This window comes from Kitasatospora sp. NPDC002965 (assembly GCF_040611255.1).
In the GTDB taxonomy this organism is placed as follows: domain Bacteria; phylum Actinomycetota; class Actinomycetes; order Streptomycetales; family Streptomycetaceae; genus Kitasatospora.
On sequence record NZ_JBEXNT010000002.1, the window covers coordinates 90,600 to 109,055 of the forward strand.

Consider the following 18,456-nt stretch of genomic DNA (forward strand, 5'->3'; position numbering starts at 1 on the left):
GCACAGGTCGCATGACCCTGGTGCTGCGCTTCGCCGCCGGCTCCCACAAGGGACTGATCCGGGAGGGGAACGAGGACTCCGGCTATGCCGGCCCGCGGCTGCTGGCCGTGGCCGACGGCATGGGCGGTGCGGCGGCCGGTGAGGTCGCGTCCTCCGAAGTGCTCGGCTCGATCGTCCGGCTGGACGAGGACGTGCCGGGCGCCGATCTGCTGACCCTCCTCGGCGATGCGGTCCAGGGCGCCAACGACCGGCTTCGCCAGATGGTCGAGGAGGACCCGCAGCTCGAAGGCATGGGCTGCACCCTCACCGCGATGCTCTGGACCGGCCAGCGGATGGGCCTCGTCCACGTCGGCGACTCCCGCGCCTACCTGCTGCGCGACGGCGCACTGGTGCAGATCACCCAGGACCACACCTGGGTGCAGCGGCTGGTCGACGAGGGCCGGATCACCCCGGAGGAGGCCGAGACCCACCCGCAGCGCTCACTGCTGATGCGGGCGCTGGACGGCCGCGGCCAGGTCGAGCCCGACCTCTCGATCCGCGAGGTCCGGGCCGGCGACCGCTACCTGATCTGCTCCGACGGCCTCTCCGGCCCGGTCAGCCACCAGACCCTCCAGGACACCCTCGGCAGCTACTACTCGCCCGAGCAGACCGTGCAGGAGCTGATCCAGCTCGCCCTGCGCGGCGGCGGTCCGGACAACATCACCTGCATCGTCGCGGACGTCCTCGACGTCGGCGCCACGGACACCCTGAGCGGCCAGTTCAGCGACGTCCCCGTGGTGGTCGGCGCGGTCGCCGAGACCCCGCCGTCCTCGGCCGCCGCCGACCGGTCGATCCGCGACACCCCGGCCGGCCGTGCCGCCGGGCTCGGCCGCGGCCCGCAGGGCGCGTTCGGCCCGGCCGCGGGCTACGACCCCGGCCACCCGGGCGACGGCCAGGGCGGCTTCGGCCCGGCCGAGGGCTACCCCGAGGGGTACCCGGAGGGCTACGCCGGCGAACCCGCGGCGTACGGCGCCGAGGACTTCGACGAGGAGCCCCGCCCGAAGCGGAAGAACCGGGCGCTGGCGTTCTCGCTGGTCGGCCTGGTCACGCTGGGCCTGCTCGGCGCGGGCGGCTTCTTCGGCTACCAGTGGACCCAGAGCCAGTACTACGTCGGCGCCGACGGCGACCACGTCGCGGTCTACCAGGGCGTCCACCAGAGCCTGGCCGGACTGAACCTCTCCTCGGTGCACACCCCGTACAAGGACATCGAACTCAAGTTCCTGCCGCAGGACCAGCGCACCCACGTCGCCAACACCATCTCGGCGAGCAGTCTCGGCGACGCCGGCGACAAGGTGAAGAAGCTGGGCGAGCAGGCCGCGCTCTGCCGCAAGGTCGCCGACGCCCGGACCGCCGCGGCCAACACCGTCCCCGGGACGGTACCCGCGCTCCCCGGGACGGCCCCGACCGTCCCCGCCTCGGCGGCCGGCGGACCCGCCGGGACGACGCTGCAGGCCGGGTTCGTGACCGCCACCGCGCCGCCCAGCCCGTCCACCACCCGGGCCCCGGCGGCGGGCGTGCCCTCGCCCACCCCGACCCAGAGCTCTCCGGCCCCCGCCACGCCGTCCGCGGCCGCGCCCAGCCAGAGCGCCGCCGCACCGGCCGCACCGCAGAACGACCTGCCCGGCCTGAGCGACGAGGAGCGGCAGCGGGCCGACTCCTGCCCGAAGCCGTGACGGCCGCGACCCGACATAGGCCCGCCCCGCGCGGGCCCGCCGGCCGGCAGGGAGCGGCCACCACGTGAGCGAGCAGACCACCGAGAGGCGTTCCCGGGCGAACGCCCCCGCCGGTCCCCGGGTGTCCCCCGGGCCCGGGGCCGGGGGAGAGGCGGGAGCATGAGCACCTTCGACCTGAGCAACGACGCGAACAACCGGTCCGACGGACGCCGGGCCGGCGGTGTCCCCGCCGACCGCGCGTCCTCGCGGCGCCGCGGCAACACCACCATCTCGCCGCAGGGCACGCCGAACCGCCGCAACACCGAGCTGGCCCTGCTGGCCTTCGCGGTGCTGCTGCCGGTCCTGGCCTACGCCAACGTGGGCCTGGCGATGGACGACGCGCTGCCCACCGGCATGCTCGGCTACGGCCTCGGCATGGGGGCCCTCGCGCTGATCGCGCACCTGCTGATGCGGAAGTTCGCCCCCTACGCGGACCCGCTGATGCTGCCCATCGCCACCCTGCTCAACGGGCTCGGCGTGGTGATGATCTGGCGGCTCGACAAGGCCGGACCGCTGCTGCACAAGAACTTCGCGGCGGCCCCCAACCAGCTGATGTGGTCGGGGCTCGGGGTCGCGTTCTTCATCGTGGTGATGGTCTTCCTGAAGGACCACCGGGTCCTCCAGCGCTACACCTACATCTCGATGGTGGTGGCCCTGGTGCTGCTCGCCGCGCCGGCCTTCTTCCCGGCGCGCCAGGAGGACTTCGGGGCCAAGATCTGGATCCGGATGGGCGCCTTCTCGATCCAGCCCGGCGAGTTCGCCAAGATCATCCTGACCGTCTTCTTCGCCGGCTACCTGATGGTCAAGCGGGACGCCCTGGCCCTGGCCAGCCGCCGCTTCATGGGCCTCTACCTGCCGCGCGGCCGCGACCTCGGTCCGATCATCGTGATCTGGCTCCTCAGCCTGCTGATCCTGATCTTCGAGAACGACCTCGGCTCGTCCTTCCTGTACTTCGGCCTCTTCGTGGTGATGCTCTACGTCGCCACCGAACGGACCAGCTGGATCATCTTCGGCCTCCTGATGTCGGTCAGCGGCGCGGTCCTGGTGGCCTCCACCACCAGCCACGTGAAGACCCGCATCGACGCCTGGCTCGACCCGATGGCCGCCTTCTCGCCGAACCACCCGCCCGGCGCCACCGAGCAGATCGGCCAGTCGCTGATGGCGCTCGGCTCGGGCGGGGTGACCGGCTCCGGCCTCGGGCAGGGTCGGTCCTGGCTGATCGACTTCGCCGCCAAGAGCGACTTCATCCTCGGCTCCTTCGGCGAGGAGCTGGGCCTCACCGGCATGATGGCGATCTTCATGCTCTACGCCCTGCTGATCCAGCGCGGCCTGCGCACCGCCGTCGCCACCCGCGACCCGTTCGGCAAGCTCTTCGCCGTCGGCCTCTCCTCGGCCATGGCGCTCCAGGTCTTCGTGGTGGCCGGCGGCGTCACCGGGCTGATCCCGCTGACCGGTATGACCATGCCGTTCCTCGCCCAGGGCGGGTCCTCGGTGGTCGCCAACTGGGCCCTGGTCGCGATCCTGCTGAAGATCAGCGACAGCGCCCGCCGCCCGGGCGTGGAACCCGCTCCCGCCAGCGAGCTCCAGGGGGGAGCAGCCTCGTGAACAAGCCGATCCGCCGGGTCTCGATCTTCTGTCTCGTCCTGATCCTGGCCCTCATGGTGCGCACCAACTGGGTGCAGGGCGTCCAGGCCGACGCCTGGGCCACCAACAAGAACAACAAGCGCCAGGTCTACGACCGGTACGCCCACCCGCGCGGCAACATCATCGTCGACGGCCAGCCGGTCACCCAGTCCGCCTTCGTCAACGGCCTGCGCTACAAGTACAAGCGGTCCTGGGTCGACGGCCCGATGTACGCGCCGGTCACCGGCTACTCCTCGCAGGCCTTCGGGGCCAGCCAGCTGGAGCAGCTGGAGGACGGCGTGCTCTCCGGCAACGACGACCGGCTCTTCTTCCGCAACACCCTGGACATGCTGACCGGGGAGCCGAAGAAGGGCGGTGACGTCGTCACCACCATCAACGCCAAGGCGCAGAAGGCCGCCTTCGAGGGGCTCGGCAACAAGAAGGGCGCGGTCGTCGCGCTCGACCCGCGCACGGGCGCGATCCTGGCCCTGGTCTCCACGCCGTCGTACGACCCCGGTGTCTTCGCCGGCAACGAGTCCGCCGACTCCAAGGCGTGGACGGACCTCAACGCCGACCCGAACAAGCCGATGCTCAACCGGGCGCTGCGCGAGACCTACCCGCCGGGCTCGACCTTCAAGCTGGTCACCGCGGCGGCGGCGTTCGAGAACGGCCTCTACCAGAACATCGACGACGCCACCAAGACGCCGAACCCGTACGTCCTGCCCGGCACCAAGACCGAGCTGAAGAACGAGTCCGACAAGGAGCAGTGCGAGAACGCCACGCTCAAGTCCGGCATGGACCAGTCCTGCAACACGGTCTACGGCAAGATCGGCGCGGACCTGGGCAAGGACAAGATGCGGGCGCAGGCCGAGAAGTTCGGCTTCAACAGCACCGTGGACACCCCCGTCCGTTCCGAGAAGAGCGTCTTCCCGACCGACTCGACCCCGGACGGCACCGCGCTCGACTCCATCGGCCAGCACGACACCCGGGCCACGCCCCTGCAGATCGCCATGGTGACGGCGGCGATCGCCAACAACGGCTCGCTGATGCAGCCCTACCTGGTCGACCAGGAGCGCTCGGCCTCGCTGACCACCATCTCCAAGCACACCGAGAAGCAGTTCTCGCAGCCGATCAGCCCGGCCACCGCGCAGAAGCTGCAGGAGATGATGGTCTCGGTGGTCGAGAACGGCACCGGCAGGAACGCCCGGATCCCCGACCTGACGGTCGGCGGCAAGACCGGCACCGCCCAGCACGGCGAGGACAACGCGGGTCTGCCGTTCGCCTGGTTCACCTCCTACGCCAAGGCGGCCGACGGCCGCTCGGTCGCGGTCGCGGTGGTGGTCGAGGACGGCTCCAACAACCGTGACGGCATCAGCGGCGGCCGGCTGGCCGCGCCGATCGCCAAGTCGGTGATGCAGGCGACGCTCGGGAAGTAGCCGGCCGGTCCGGCCGGTCGTGCCCGGCCGACCGGGTCCGCTGGGCCCGCCTGATCCACCGCTTCCGCCCGTTCCGGGAGGCCCCCGGGGCGGGCGCGGACGGCTTCCGCGGGTGAGTGAAATGTCACGATCGGCACCCCTGTCCGGGTACCGGTCTGATATCGGCCTGCGGTCGACTCGGGTCCGGCGCGGTGCGACCGGTAGCGTATCCGCAGCAGCGGGTGTACCCGTTGCCGCCCGCGAGACGCCGCACGGTCCTGAACGCAGAACCACCCGGGGCCCGGGCGGCGTCACAGGGAGCGTGCGGGGACACCTACGTCAGAACCTCACCGGCGGGTGAGGGAGAGGGTCGGAACTATGGAAGAGCCTCGTCGCCTAGGCGGCAGGTACGAGCTCGGCGGCGTCCTGGGACGCGGCGGCATGGCCGAGGTGTACCTCGGCCATGACACCCGGCTCGGCCGCTCCGTCGCAGTGAAGACGCTCCGGGCCGACATGGCCCGGGATCCGTCGTTCCAGGCCCGCTTCCGTCGTGAGGCACAGTCCGCGGCGTCACTCAACCACCCCGCCATCGTCGCCGTCTACGACACCGGCGAGGACTACATCGACGGGATCTCCATCCCGTACATCGTGATGGAGTACGTCGAGGGGTCCACGCTGCGGGAGCTGCTGCACTCCGGGCGCCGGCTGCTGCCGGAGCGCGCGCTGGAGATGACCATCGGCATCCTGCAGGCCCTGGAGTACTCGCACCGGGCCGGCATCGTGCACCGCGACATCAAGCCCGCCAACGTCATGCTGACCCGGCAGGGCAACGTCAAGGTCATGGACTTCGGCATCGCCCGCGCGATGGGCGACGCCGGCATGACGATGACGCAGACCTCGGCCGTCATCGGCACCGCCCAGTACCTCTCCCCGGAGCAGGCCAAGGGCGAGCAGGTGGACGCCAGGTCCGACCTCTACTCCACCGGCTGCCTGCTCTACGAGCTGCTGACCGTCCGCCCGCCGTTCGTCGGCGACTCCCCCGTGGCGGTCGCCTACCAGCACGTCCGGGAGGAGGCTCAGCCGCCGTCCGTCTTCGACCCCGAGGTCCGCCCCGAGGTCGACGCGATCGTGCTCAAGGCGCTCGCCAAGGACCGCGACTACCGCTACCAGAGCGCCGACGAGATGCGCGACGACATCGAGCGCTTCCTCGACGGCCTGCCGGTGGCCGCCGCCCAGCAGGCCGCCGCCTACGGCATGGGCGCCGCCGGGTACGGCTACGACCAGAACGGCTACCCGCAGCACGACCCGTACGGCCAGACCAACATGCTGCCGCAGCACGCCGCCGGCGGGCCGACCACGGTGCTGCCGCAGGCCTCCCCGGCCGGCTACCCGCAGCCCCAGGGCCCCGGCTACGACGACGGGTACGGCCAGACCTACGCCGGCGCCCAGGGCGGCGGCAACGACGGCTACGACGACGGGTACGGCCGCAGCGGCCGGCGCGGCGGGGAGCCGCCGAAGAAGAGCAACACCTCCTGGATCGTGCTGGCGGTCGCCGCCGTCCTGGTCCTGGTGGGCACCTTCTTCGTCGCGCAGGCGATGTTCGGCAACTCGAAGGGCGACACCCCGAAGGAGGCGCCGAAGGTCGCGGTGCCGAACCTGGTCGGCAAGAGCCTGGCGGAGGCCAAGACGCTCGCCGCCCAGGCCGGTCCCAAGCTGGTGGTCACCGAGGGCGAGAAGGTCGCCTGCCCGGACGCCGCGGTGAAGAAGGACCAGGTCTGCACCCAGAACCCGGCGGTCGGCGGCCAGCTCGCGGAGGCCGGCACGATCACCGTGCAGCTCTCCTCCGGCCCGGCCAAGGCCGCCGTGCCGGCCGTGACCGGCAAGACCAAGGAACAGGCCGTCAAGGCGCTGGCCGACGCCGGGTTCACCAACGTCACCTCCGAGTACAAGGACGACGAGAACGCTCCGCTGGAGCAGGTCACCGGCCAGGACCCGCCCCCCAACGCGGGTGCCGACCCGACCGCCCCGATCAAGCTCACCGTCTCGCAGGGCAAGGCGAAGGTCGCCGTGCCCAACGTGGTCGGCCAGCCCAAGGAGGCCGCGCAGGCCACCCTGGAGAGCGCCGGCTTCCAGGTCGACGCCTCGAAGACCACCACGACCAACGACCCGAGCAAGGTCAACACCGTGGCCTCGCAGACGCCGACGGCCAACAGCAAGGTCGCGGCGGCCTCGAAGATCCAGCTGACCGTCTTCAAGGCGCCGGACAAGGTCACCGTCCCGCCGCTGACGAACGTCGTCCTCAGGGACGCCATCAAGCAGCTGGAGACCGCGGGCCTGAAGTACACCATCGTGTTCGGTCCGGCGGACCCGGCCTCGCTGGTCACCAGTTCCACCCCGCAGGCCGGGACCCAGGTGGACCCGCAGACCTCGATCGGGCTGATGACCAAGGCGGCGGATCCGCCCAAAGGGGGCGACACCCCCACCATCCCCGGGATCCCCGGTATCCCCACGCCCTCCAACACCAAAGGGGGACCCAACAACTAAGCCCTGGTTCCCCTGGTTCTGAGCACGTCGGAACCGGGTCGGCCGGCCGAGTTGTTTCCGGGAGCACCTGAACGCCCGAGCGCTTGAATGCCCGAGCGCTTGAACGCCCGAGGGCCCGTCGACGGAGTGTCGACGGGCCCTCGGGCGTTTCCGGGCGCCGGGCGCGCGCCGGGCGCCCCGCCGCTGCGGCGCGGCCTCAGGAGTGCCGCAGCTCCGGCGGCGGGGTGCGCTTGGCGTCCATGTCGTCCACCCGCACCAGGCTCCCCCAGACCGCCATCCGGTAGCGCGAGGTGTAGACCGGCGTGCAGGTGGTCAGCGTGATGTACCGGCCGGGCCCGGCGTAGCCGGAGCCCTTCGGTACGGGCGCGACGATGCCGGTGTCGAACTTGGACGTCTCCGGCAGGGTGTTGTCGACCCGGTAGACGTACCACTTGTCCCGTGTCTCGACGACGACCGCGGCGCCCTTGCCCACGGCGTCCAGGTCGTGGAACTTCGCGCCGTGGCCGTCCCGGTGCGCCGCCAGCGTGAAGTTGCCGGTGGCGTCCCAGGGCATCGCCGAGCGGTACGGCTGCTCGTACACCCCGGCGACGCCCTCGGACAGGGTGTCGGGGTCGGTGCCCATCCGGATCAGCACCTGGTAGTCCCGGCCCATCGCGGGGACGTGCAGGAAGCCGATCCCGTCGCCCGCCGCGTAGGACGGTCCGGCTCCCGGTGTGCCGGCCGGTGCCGGAGCGCCGGAGGCGCCGGGGGTGCCCGGGGCGCTCGACGGGGGAGTGGCCGGGCCGGCCGCCCAGGACTCGCGCAGCTGGTCGGAGGCCACGGCGGCGGAACGGTCCGCCAGCACGTCGGTCCACCAGAGCGAGTAGGAGACGAAGAGGCCGAGCACCAGCCCCAGGGTGATCAGCAGCTCGCCGAAGACCCCGAGCACGGCCAGCGCCCGTCCACGACGCCGCCGGCCGGCCGGGCCGCGCCCGGGCCCGTCCCCGTGCGCGGGTGCGGGTTCGGGCGGCGGGAAGGCCTCCTCGGCCACCACCTCGGTCCCCTGGGTCACGTCTCTCCCCTTCCCGGGCCGCCCTCGGGCCGCCCCGGGGCCGTCGTCAGCCCGCCGTGAGGGCGGCCGGCTTGCCCTGGCTGCGCGGCCGTTCGTCGATCATCTTGCCAAAGACGATCAGCCGGTACTTCGAGCTGAACTCCGGCGTGCAGGTGGTCAGCGTGATGTAGCGGCCGGCCTGGCCGTAGCCGGCGCCGTTCGGGACCGGCTTGATCACGCTCACGTTGGACGGCGGGGTCTCCGGGATGCCCCCGGTGACCTCGTACGTGAAGTAGGCGGTCGCGGTCTCCACCACGATCTTGTCGCCCTTGCCGAGCTGGTTGATCCGCCGGAACGGCTCGCCGTGGGTGTTGCGGTGCGCGGCCAGCGCGAAGTTGCCCGCCTTGTCGGCCGGCATGCCGGTGCCGGTGTAGTGGCCCACCAGTCCCTTGTCCAGGACGGAGCCCTTGGCGGTGCCCTCGGCGATCGGGAACTTCTGGCCCAGCTTCGGCATGTGGATGATCGCGAAGCCCTTGCCGGGCTCGAAGGTCTCCGGCTTGGCCGGGTCGGGGGCCGGCTGGCCCGGCGCGGCCGGGGCCGGCTGACCGGCGTCGAACTGCTCCTCCAGCTGGTTGCGGGCGCCGTCGGCGGCCGCGTCGGCCTGCACGTTGGTCCACCAGAGCTGGTAGGAGACGAAGAGCAGCATCACCAGGCCGAGGGTGATGCAGAACTCGCCGAGGAAGCGGGCGGCGACCACCGCCGGCGACTCCTTGGTCCGGCCCGCGGCGCCCCGGCCGGCCGCCCGGCGGCGCCCGTTGCCCGGGCGCACGGACGTCCGGCCCTGCGCGGCGCGGCGGCGCTCGGCCCGGCCGCCGCCGGCCGGCGGACCGTCCGCGCCGGCCACCGCGGCCATGGTGACCGTCTCGGCCGCCGCGAGCGTCTCGAAGGGGCTCCCGGGGGCCTCCTGGGCGTCCGGACGCGGCCCGAGCGCCTCCTGGGCCGGCGCGGCCTGCTCGTAGACGCCCCAGCCGTCCTCGGCTCCGCTCGGCGCCGGGTGGCCGCCCTGGACCGGGTCCTGACCGTGGTTCCGCCCCTGCCCCTGCTGCGCGGGCACGTGCCCGCCCTGCTGGAGCTGCTGGGCCCGGTACGGGTCGTACTGCTGGTACTGGCCGTTCTGCGGGTACTGGCCGTTCTGCGGGTACGGCTCAGCGCCGTACGGCCCCTGCTCGTACGGCGTCTGCCCGGCCTGCTCGTACGGCGTCTGCCCGGCCTGCTGGTACGGCGCCTGCGGGTACGGGGTCCGGGCGTACTGCCCCTGGGCCTGCTGTCCCTGGACGTACTGCTCCTGGGGGTACTGCCCCTGGGGCTCCTGCGGGTACTGCTCCTGCGGGTACTGCTCCGGAGGGTACGGCTGCCGGTACGGGTCGTGCGGGTACGGGCCGGCGCCCGGGTCCGCGGCGCCGCCCTGCGGGTCCGCGTCCGGCTGGTAGCGCCCCTCCGGACGCACCGCGGTCACGCCGCTCAGCCCCGGCCGATCACCGGGGCGAGCCCGGCCGAACGGTCCACGGCCAGCGGGTCGCCGCACTCGGCAAGCCAGTTGGCGAGCATCCGGTGACCGCCCTCGGTGAGCACCGACTCGGGGTGGAACTGCACGCCCTCGACCGCCAGCTCGCGGTGGCGCAGGCCCATGATCACGCCGCTCTCGGTGCGTGCGGTGACCACCAGCTCGTCCGGCACGGTGGCGGGTTCGACCGCCAGCGAGTGGTACCGGGTCGCGATGAGCGGCGAGGGCAGTCCCGCGAACACCCCGCCGTCCTCGTGCTCGACCGGCGAGGTCTTGCCGTGCAGCAGCTCGGGTGCCCGGTCGACCACCGCTCCGTACGCCACCGCGATCGACTGCAGGCCCAGGCAGACGCCGAACACCGGCAGCCCGATCCGCGCGCAGTGGTGCACCATCTCGATGCAGACGCCGGCCTCCTCCGGGGAGCCCGGGCCGGGGGAGAGCAGCACCCCGTCGAATCCGGTGTCGCCCTCGCGGCGGACCGCGTGCCCGACCGTCACCTCGTCGTTGCGGACCACCTCGCAGGTGGCGCCGAGCTGGTAGAGGTACTGGACCAGGTTGAAGACGAAGCTGTCGTAGTTGTCGACGACCAGGATGCGGGGCGGGGCCGGCTGGGTGGTCATGCGCGCGTTCTCCGTGGGGTGCGGGGACTGGGGACGAGGGGCGGTTCCGCCGGGGTCAGCCGACGGCGCCGTCGTCGCCCCCGTCCACTGTGACGTCTCCGAAGGGGAGGAGCGGTTCCGCCCACGGGAAGACGTACGTGAAGAGGAGGTAGACCACTCCCAGCACGAGGAGGAGCGAGATGACGGCCTTGACCGGGGAGGGCCCCGGGAGGTGTCGCCAGATCCAGCCGTACATGGTGCTCCCTCGACGTATCAGACTGGGGACAAGAGTAGACCTGCCCTACTGCTGCCCGGTCGCCGAGCGGAGGTCCGCCGTCCCCGTGAAGCCGGGCAGGGCGAGGTCCCCGCTCTCCTGGACCTTCCAGCCCAGCCCGTAGGCCTGGACGTACTTCAGGTAGTTGCGGATCGTCGGGTCCGACTCGACCGCCCCGCGCAGCGCGTCCGTCCTCCCGACCGCCCTCACCACGTAGGGCGGTGAGTAGACCCGGCCCTGGAGCAGCAGGGTGTTGCCGACGCAGCGGACGGCGCTGGTGGAGATCAGCCGCTGGTCCATCACCTGGACGCCCTCGGCGCCGCCCCGCCAGAGCGCGTTGACCACGGCCTGGATGTCCTGCTGGTGGATCACCAGGTCGTTGACGCCCGGCTCCGGCACCCCGGGGATGCGCGCGGTCGCGTTCGGCGGGGCGTCGTTGAGGGTGACGGTGAGGCCCGGGCCCTGGAGCGGGTCCAGCGCGGCGGCCTGTTCCAGGGCGGTCAGCCGGGCGGCGTCGGCCGGGCTGCGGCCCTGCTGGTCGGTGAGCTGCCGGGCCCGCTCCTGGAGGTCGGCGAGCTGGGCCTGGGACTGCTGGTTCTGGGCGCTGCGCTGCCGTATCACGTCGGAGAGGCTGAGCAACGAGTTGTCGGTCCGCAGATCGGTGCCGCGGGCGGTCTGCGCGCTGATGTAGAAGAGCAGCCCGGCGAGCGCGAAGACGGCGCAGGTCAGGGCACGTCCGACAATTCGGGTGCCGGCGGACCCGGTACGGGGCGGCCGAGGGGGAATCGACAAATTAGGCACCGTACCCTTATCTCCTTCAGACCCGCCGAGCCACTACGCTAACGGACGCCGGTGGCATGTGCGGGGTCGCTCCCCTTAACGTTCTCCCCAAACGCCACCGCCGGCCGCCTCGCCCCCGCTGAACCCCTGCGCGGTCACAGCGCATCGACAGGAGAGCTCCTCGTGCCGAAGTCTCGACTCCGCAAGAAGTCCGACTACACCCCGCCGACCACGGTCACGGTGAAGATCAGTTCGGGCCGCGGCTGGGTTGCACCCCTGATGCTGGCGTTGTTCCTGATCGGCCTGGTCTGGATCGTCACCTACTACGTGACGAGCGGCAGCTGGCCGGTGGAGAGCTGGCGGAACTGGAACATCCTGGTGGGCTTCGGCTTCATCGCGGCGGGGTTCGGCGTCTCCACCCAGTGGAAGTGACGCCGGGGCTCCACCCCTGAGCGCATTCCGCCGCCCCGGGACCGTCGGGTCCCCGGGGCGGCTTCGCGGTGCCCGGATTGCCGGACATGTACGAAACCTGTAGAGGTTTCTCCCGACATGTCCCATCGGTTATCCCGCTTATCGCGTTTATCCACATGGTTATCCACACTGGGGAAAAGTCACACGGGCCTGTGGATAACTCGCGCCGGGGGCGCTTTCCACACCCTCGCGCGCCCCTCCCCCGAATGCCGGATACGCACAGCAGGACACGCGTAGAACAGTCGTCCGCACCCGGGCCTCAGCACCGCCTGTGCACAGCCACCCACCCGCTGTGGACAACCGTGCGGAGGCGTCACCCGCCGTAGCTGGCCGTACCCACCAGAACCATCAGCAGGACCAGCCCGGCCACCCCCGCCACCGTCAGCCCCTGCACCGCCGCCCGGTTGGCGCGCGGGGCGTACATCAGGCCCGCCGCGGTCAGCGTCCCCGCGACCAGACCGCCGAGGTGCGCCCGCCAGTCGATCCCGGGCACCGAGAAGGTGACGATCAGGTTGAACACCAGCAGCGCGGCCACCGGGCCGAGCGGCGCCCGGACCTTGCGGTACATCACCAGGGTCGCGCCGAGCAGGCCGAAGATCGCGCCCGAGGCGCCCAGCGACTTCATCCCGTCGCCGTCCAGCAGGAACGCGAACGCACTGCCGGCCAGTCCCGAGAGCAGGTAGAGCGTCAGGAAGCGGAGCCGTCCCAGCGCCGACTCCAGCGCGGGGCCCATCACCCAGAGCATCAGCATGTTGGTGGCGATGTGCCAGGGCGCGGTGTGCAGGAAGACCGCGGTCAGCAGCCGGTACCACTGCTCCGGTCCCTCGGCGACGCCGTACGGGAAACCGGTGTAGCGCGGGTCGAAGCTGACCAGCATGAGGTCGTCGGCCAGCCAGGGCTTGAGGACGTAGGCGGCCAGCACGAAGACCGCCAGGTTGACGCCGATCAGCACCTTGGTGACCAGGGCGCCGTCCCCGGCCGGCTGCCCGCCGAACCGGGTGGTCGCCCGGCGGACCTGGCGACCGCCCTCGCTGACGCACTCCGGGCAGTGGAAGCCGACCGACGCGTTCACCATGCACTGCGGGCAGATCGGCCGACCGCAGCGGGAGCAGCCGATGCCGGTCTCCTGCTCGGGGTGCCGGTAGCAGCGGGACAGCCCGCTCGCACCGCCCGGCCCGGGGGCCCGGTCGGTCGGCTGCCTCGGCTCGTCCGGGAGCATCGGTTTTCCCCTTCCGCCACGACCTGCCACGACCTGCTGCGACGTACCTCGCCCTGCCGCGACGACGCGAACGCGGTCCCGGCGAACGCCGCCGGAACGGCCAGCCTACTGCGGCCATACCCCCCGCCCCACGGCCCCACCCTCCCCCGCGCCCGCGGCTCGCCGCCCTTCCCGGGCCCGGAGCCGGCCCTGCGTCCGGCCCCGGCGCCGCCCCCCGGCCCCGCGCCCGCGCCCGCGCGCCCGCCGGGCACGCCGCGCGTACGGCCCACTCCGGAGTGCCACCGGCCGGATCAGGATGCATGATCAGCATTCAGGTGGATATGTGCATAAAAGACGCCACCAGGAGGAGAGACTCGTGACCCGTTTGGACTCAGCTCGTGAGACGGCCGGCAACCTCGCGGACAGCGCCAAGCAGCGCCTGGGCCCCACCCTGGACGCACTGGGCCCGAAGGCCTCCCAGGCCGCCCACAGCGCGCGCGTCCAGTATGACCGGCGCATCGCCCCGCAGATCGGTCACGCCTTCGCCAGCCTGCCGCCGGAGGCCCAGCAGAACACCCTCAAGGCCTTCCACCGGGCCCAGGAGGCCGCCCTGGCCGCCCGCCTGGCCGCCACCAAGGCCGCGGACCAGGCACGCACCACGGTCGGCACCAAGGTCGTCCAGGCGGTCGAGGAGGCCCGCGCCACCGTCACCCCGGTCGCACAGGAGGCACAGACCCGCAGCGCCGCCGCACTGACCGCCCTGCACGGCAACGTCACCTCGGCCGAGATCGGCGACCTCGCGGCCCGGAACCGCAGGAAGGCCCACCGCAGCGGCTGGGCCACCGGTCTGGCGGTCGCGGGCGCCCTGGCGATCGGCAGCGGCATCGTGGCCTGGCAGTGGTGGCGGCACCACAGCAACCCGGAGTGGCTGGTCGAACCGGCGAGCGGGACGTCACCGGCCCCCGCACGGTCCGGCGGCGCCCACGCCTCGGGCAGCGGCCCCACCGACGCGGTGAACGGCTCCAGGGCCGACGCCGCGGGGCCGGGAACCGGCGGCGGGCCCGAGGCCGGCGGCGTCTCCCCCGAGCCGGGCCCACCGGTCGGCCGACCCGACAGCTCCGTGCCGTCCAACGGCTCCGCCACCGGGTCCGGACCGGACCACGGCCACGACGACGACCGCCCCAAGCCGCACGACCCCCGGAAACCGCACTGAGAACGCAGATCGGCCGCTGACCCGGATTCAGGTCGGCGGCCGATCTGCTGCCCGCACGCGGTGGGCGACTGTGGAGCTTAGGAGACTCGAACTATTATTTTGCGAGACTGTGACCTGCGACGATGCGCCAGAGCCGGGCAAATGGGCCACTTTCGATGTCGTTCGATGTCTCTGAATGTCGCTCGATGCCGGTCCGTGCTGTCATGACAGCACAGATGATCATGGAGCTCTAGACGCAGAACCGCCCCCGCAGGGAACCTGCGGGGGCGGCCCGGTCGTCACGGTCCGTCATCTGGACGGGCGGGCCAGCCTCGCGCTGGGCCCCCATGTCGACCGGCATCGCCGAGTGCCTGCCCGCCTGGGGGCACTCGGAGTTTCGGGCCAGCCCTTGTCGCCGAGCCGCCCGCCCCGGCTGTCGTCGATCACTGGGCTTGGCCGCATGGTGCCGACGCATCTACACCCGGTCACAGTTGCGCTTCGCTCAGAGGTGGCCGTCGCTGCGGCCTGGCGGCTGTTCTGGGACGGGTAGACCCCGGCCGGCACGGGCAGCGTGCCGGCCGGGGATGGGACTACTCCGAGGGTGGCGGCGGCGGGGGCGGGGTCTTCGGGGCGGCGGGCGGCGCTTTCGGCCCGCCGATCCCGCCAGATCCTCCCGACGGGTCCTTCTGTGGCGTCATCTCGGTCTCCTCGGTCTCGTCCGGCTGGTCCGGATCCTCGGGCACCGCCGGGAGGACTCCCGGCGGGGGCATGGTGGGGTGACGGAGCGTCCGGCTGGGGCCTCGACTGCTGCCGCCGCCTCGTCGTACGCCCCACCGGCCCTGCCGGCCGGGCGGGATGATGCCGCTCACGGTGAGCTCCTCTTCTCTGCCGGCCGGGCGGCCGGGCGTCCATCCTGGCGCCCCGCCCGGGCCCGGTGGGGCCGATCAGTCGATGTCGGCGTCCGGGTCGTCGCGGTCCCGGATGCGCAGGCCGCGCGCCTCTCGGATGGCTTTGTTCTGGCGGTGTCGCGATGCGTCCTCGTCGCCGTCCTCGGTTGAGTAGCGGGCCAGCTCGGCCTGTGCGGCGGCATCGGCGGCGCGCTCGGGGGCGGCCGGGGGCGGGGTGGTACGGCGGAAGCGCACGTGTCCTCGATGGTGGCTAGCGGTGGAAGGTGGAGATGATCAGCAGGGTGGCGAGGCCGTCACGTGTCCGGGTGATCGGCGGTCGGCGGCGGGCAGTGCAGGACGAGCGAGGTGAAGGCGGTGAGGTCCGCCAGCCACGGGCCCCGGACCCACGCCCGGCACACCGGGCAGATCCCCAGCTCATCCTGAGGCTCGGTCTCGGGCGGGGGCCCGCCCACGAGGCTCACCGGGAGGTGCTGGCGGTACGACGGACGTGCTGCTGCGGGCGCTCGCGGTCCTGCTGGGCCTCACGCCGACGGCGGCTCTGCACGACCATCTCCTCGACGCTGCGGACAGCGGCGTCCCAGGCGGGCCCGGCCGGCGTCGGCCACGCCCCGATCACTGGTGCGCCACCAGGCTGGCGGCGTGCCGCGGGCACGAGGGGCAGGTGACGACGGCGTAGGTGAGGCCGTCGTCGTTGACGTGTCCGCAGGGGGTGAACGGCCCGGTGGTGCTGCCGCATCCGACGCACTCGCGGCCGTCGCGCTGGCCCTGGCTGAGCAGTGCCTCGGTGGAGCGGGGGGCGACGACGCGGACGGAGTCGCCGAGGGCCCCGGACGCGGCGGACATGATGTGCTGTCGACGCTCGGTGTCCTGGGGGGTGTGGCGGGTCGGGGGTGCCGTGTGGTGGGGGGTGGCCATCAGCTCTCCTCGATCGGTGTAGGTGTCCCGATACTCAGAGTGTCGGCGCGCGAGGGGCCCCGAACTATCACTCTTTGGTGATAGTTCGGGGCCCCTGTGTGATCGTCAGATTCCTACCCAGTGCGCGAGGTTGGACAGGCTGCCCGGCGTCGACCGGTGCGCGGAGACCAGCCCAGTGACGGTCTCTCGCACCATGGGGTGGTACCGCATCTGCTGCGGCGCCAGCTCCCGCGCCGTCTGCAGCGTGCGGAGAGACGCCTCCGGGCGCCCTATCCACAGCTGGGCCCGGGCGACCTCCGCCAGGTGCGCGGACGCCCGCGACACCGCCCAGCCCTCAGGGATCGCCACCCCCTGCGCGGCCTGCACGGCCTCCGCGTACTGGCACTGCTCGGACAGGACCGCGACCTCGTGGACCGATACGTTCGTCGGACCGAAGCTGAGCCAGTGCACCTTGCCGGCCTCACCCGTCGACTCGGCCAGCCGCCGTGCCTCCGAGATGTGGCTGGCCGCCGTGTCACGGTCTCCCGACCGAGCAGCCAGCACGGCCGCGCCGAGGTGCAGTTGGCCCGTCGTCACATCGCGGACGCGGTCGGCGTCGGCCTCGGCCAGGGTCGACATGCCGACGGTCACCAGCCGCTGGCCCATGCGGTATGCACCGGCGCGCAGGTAGACCAGGCTCCGCAGGTACTGCCGGACCCCGGCGAGGATCGGGTCCGACGCGCGGTCGGCGGCCCACGCCATCCGGTCCAGGGCAACAACGCACAGGTCCGGGAATCCGAGTTTCGACGTGACGTCGTAGGCGGTGCGGTACGTGCTCGCCAGGACCCGCCACGCCTCATCGGAGGGCGCCGCGTGCGCGGCGGTCGTCACCTCCTCGATCAGCGCGGGCAGCGCGCGGGCGGCATCCCGCAGCCGGGTGTCCCGCACGAGCGCGCACAGCCGGTCGGCCTCCGCCGCGAGGGCGGTGACGGACCGGGGCGTGATCTCCGGGTCGGCACCCAGGTCGTAGCAGTCGAGAGCCTCCCGGATCGGGTGGATCAGGCCGTCCAGCTCGTCAGCCTGCAGCTCGGCGAGGTACGGCTGGCCGGTGAGATCAATCGTCTGGACCGAGAGGGCGCGCGCGACCGCGGCGATCACAGCCGGCGTGCTGGGTTTCGCGCCCTGCTCGACTTTGGCGATCATGCTGTACGAGATGCTGGCGCGCGCGGCCAACTCTCTCTGGGTGAGGCGGCGCAACTTCCTGTACCGGGCGATGCGTTCCCCGGTGTGCTCAGAGGTGTGCGGGGGCATACTGGTCTCCGTTCCGTGGCAGCCTCTGCGGACGATACCCGCTGTAGGTGGCGGGGATGTCAACGGCGGCGGGTCCCTGGTAGGGGCCCGCCGCCGTTGACCTGCCGCCCCAGCAGTGACCGCACACGACGAAGCGCGCCACCCTCCCGGGGCGGTTCTGCACCCACGAGCGCGGTCCGATGGGACGGTCTGGAAGGTCGTGTTTCCTCTTCTTCCTCAACCGCCCGCGCGAGGCACCCTGACAGGTATGGTCCCCTTCACCACATCACTGTCCCTGGGGGGATCATGCGCACCCGTACCGCCACAGCCGTGCTCACAGCCGGCCTACTCGCCGGGCTGACGGCCTGCTCCAGCACCGCGAGCACCGACGCGAAGATCACCGTTCCGGCCGCTGCGCCGACGCAGCCGACCTCGTCGGCGCCCAGCACGGCTGCGCCGGAGCCTGCCGCGTCCCAGGCGCCTGCCCCGGCCGGGACGACGGCCGCCGCGCCGACCGGTTCGGGCGGGCTCCCGCCAACGCCCGACACGATCACCCAGACGCGGTACATCGCGGCGCTTACCGCGATCGACCCGGAGATCGTAGATGGCAAGCCCGACAGGGCAGTCAGCCGCGGCCGAAGCCAGTGCAGCTCAGTGGCGCAGTACCCGAGGGACCAGACGAAGCTCGTAGAGCTGACGGGCAAGCGTTTTACCAGCGCCGGGCACCCGGAGGGCTTCGGGGACGTGAAGAGTACGGCAATCCTGGCCGCCGTCCGGGCGCACATCTGCCCCAACTTCTGATCAGCCCGCCGGCGTCCTGGGGGTAGCCGCTTCAGTGGTGACCGCACACGTTGAAGCGCCCCGCCCTCCAAGGAGAGCGGGGCGCTTCGTTGCCCGCGTAGGCGGGTCCGAGCCATCCCCGC

General features: G+C 72.2%; 17 protein-coding genes. 7 read left to right on the top strand and 10 right to left on the bottom strand.

The features are described from left to right. The first annotated feature begins 11 nt into the window (after positions 1–11). The 4 genes from ABZY91_RS01395 (at position 12) to pknB (ending at position 7,333) form a co-directional block, all read left to right on the top strand. A complete protein-coding gene (locus tag ABZY91_RS01395; RefSeq protein ID WP_329949613.1) occupies positions 12–1,712 on the top strand; it encodes a protein phosphatase 2C domain-containing protein in 1,701 nt (566 codons plus the stop codon). A 159-nt stretch (positions 1,713–1,871) separates the two neighbouring features. After that, on the top strand, positions 1,872–3,356 hold the full coding sequence (locus ABZY91_RS01400; RefSeq protein ID WP_329884785.1) for an FtsW/RodA/SpoVE family cell cycle protein: 1,485 nt from the start codon (positions 1,872–1,874) through the stop codon (positions 3,354–3,356). After that, positions 3,353–4,810, top strand: coding sequence for a penicillin-binding transpeptidase domain-containing protein (locus ABZY91_RS01405; RefSeq protein WP_329949612.1), 1,458 nt, complete (start codon positions 3,353–3,355; stop codon positions 4,808–4,810). The genes ABZY91_RS01400 and ABZY91_RS01405 overlap by 4 nt, the downstream gene beginning before the upstream one ends. Before the next feature lie 357 nt (positions 4,811–5,167). Further along, the gene (gene pknB, locus ABZY91_RS01410) at positions 5,168–7,333 is read left to right on the top strand and encodes a Stk1 family PASTA domain-containing Ser/Thr kinase (protein ID WP_329949611.1); all 2,166 of its coding nucleotides are present in this window, start codon (positions 5,168–5,170) and stop codon (positions 7,331–7,333) included. A gap of 196 nt (positions 7,334–7,529) precedes the next feature. Here pknB and ABZY91_RS01415 read toward each other — a convergent pair whose 3' ends face one another. From ABZY91_RS01415 to ABZY91_RS01435, 5 genes are all read right to left on the bottom strand, one after another. After that, positions 7,530–8,267, bottom strand: a complete 738-nt coding sequence (locus tag ABZY91_RS01415; protein ID WP_355399111.1) for a class E sortase — start codon at positions 8,265–8,267, stop codon at positions 7,530–7,532. A 163-nt stretch (positions 8,268–8,430) separates the two neighbouring features. Beyond that, positions 8,431–9,879, bottom strand: coding sequence for a class E sortase (locus tag ABZY91_RS01420; RefSeq protein WP_355398954.1), 1,449 nt, complete (start codon positions 9,877–9,879; stop codon positions 8,431–8,433). 5 nt (positions 9,880–9,884) lie between these two features. Then, positions 9,885–10,547, bottom strand: a complete 663-nt coding sequence (locus tag ABZY91_RS01425) for an aminodeoxychorismate/anthranilate synthase component II (protein ID WP_329884789.1) — start codon at positions 10,545–10,547, stop codon at positions 9,885–9,887. A gap of 55 nt (positions 10,548–10,602) precedes the next feature. Next, on the bottom strand, positions 10,603–10,782 hold the full coding sequence (locus ABZY91_RS01430; protein WP_329884790.1) for a hypothetical protein: 180 nt from the start codon (positions 10,780–10,782) through the stop codon (positions 10,603–10,605). Between the two features lie 45 nt (positions 10,783–10,827). Further along, complete coding sequence (locus tag ABZY91_RS01435) at positions 10,828–11,586, bottom strand: DUF881 domain-containing protein (RefSeq protein ID WP_329885000.1); 759 nt, start codon at positions 11,584–11,586, stop codon at positions 10,828–10,830. A gap of 177 nt (positions 11,587–11,763) precedes the next feature. Between ABZY91_RS01435 and crgA the strand changes: the two genes are divergently transcribed. Then, positions 11,764–12,012 (top strand): cell division protein CrgA, encoded by a 249-nt coding sequence (gene crgA, locus ABZY91_RS01440; RefSeq protein WP_329884791.1) that lies wholly within the window; start codon positions 11,764–11,766, stop codon positions 12,010–12,012. 352 nt (positions 12,013–12,364) lie between these two features. Here crgA and ABZY91_RS01445 read toward each other — a convergent pair whose 3' ends face one another. Next, entirely contained in the window at positions 12,365–13,270 is a 906-nt protein-coding gene (locus ABZY91_RS01445) for a rhomboid family intramembrane serine protease (RefSeq protein ID WP_355398956.1), read from the bottom strand. 295 nt (positions 13,271–13,565) lie between these two features. Between ABZY91_RS01445 and ABZY91_RS01450 the strand changes: the two genes are divergently transcribed. Then, positions 13,566–14,462 carry a DUF5324 family protein gene (locus ABZY91_RS01450; protein ID WP_355398958.1) on the top strand — a complete coding sequence of 299 codons (897 nt, stop codon included), beginning with the start codon at positions 13,566–13,568 and terminating at the stop codon, positions 14,460–14,462. Positions 14,463–15,385: 923 nt separating this feature from the next. Here the strand turns inward: ABZY91_RS01450 and ABZY91_RS01455 are convergent. The 4 genes from ABZY91_RS01455 to ABZY91_RS01470 form a co-directional block, all read right to left on the bottom strand. Further along, on the bottom strand, positions 15,386–15,583 hold the full coding sequence (locus ABZY91_RS01455; RefSeq protein ID WP_355398960.1) for a hypothetical protein: 198 nt from the start codon (positions 15,581–15,583) through the stop codon (positions 15,386–15,388). A gap of 223 nt (positions 15,584–15,806) precedes the next feature. Beyond that, the gene (locus tag ABZY91_RS01460; RefSeq protein WP_355398962.1) at positions 15,807–15,965 is read right to left on the bottom strand and encodes a hypothetical protein; all 159 of its coding nucleotides are present in this window, start codon (positions 15,963–15,965) and stop codon (positions 15,807–15,809) included. Then, positions 15,962–16,264, bottom strand: coding sequence for a hypothetical protein (locus ABZY91_RS01465; protein ID WP_355398964.1), 303 nt, complete (start codon positions 16,262–16,264; stop codon positions 15,962–15,964). The genes ABZY91_RS01460 and ABZY91_RS01465 overlap by 4 nt, the downstream gene beginning before the upstream one ends. A 105-nt stretch (positions 16,265–16,369) precedes the next feature. Then, the gene (locus ABZY91_RS01470) at positions 16,370–17,554 is read right to left on the bottom strand and encodes a helix-turn-helix transcriptional regulator (RefSeq protein WP_355398966.1); all 1,185 of its coding nucleotides are present in this window, start codon (positions 17,552–17,554) and stop codon (positions 16,370–16,372) included. 285 nt (positions 17,555–17,839) lie between these two features. On the opposite strand from ABZY91_RS01470, the gene ABZY91_RS01475 reads away from it, so the two are divergent. Continuing rightward, positions 17,840–18,334: a hypothetical protein gene (locus ABZY91_RS01475; RefSeq protein WP_355398968.1), complete on the top strand. Its 495-nt coding sequence runs from the start codon at positions 17,840–17,842 to the stop codon at positions 18,332–18,334. Positions 18,335–18,456: the final 122 nt, after the last annotated feature.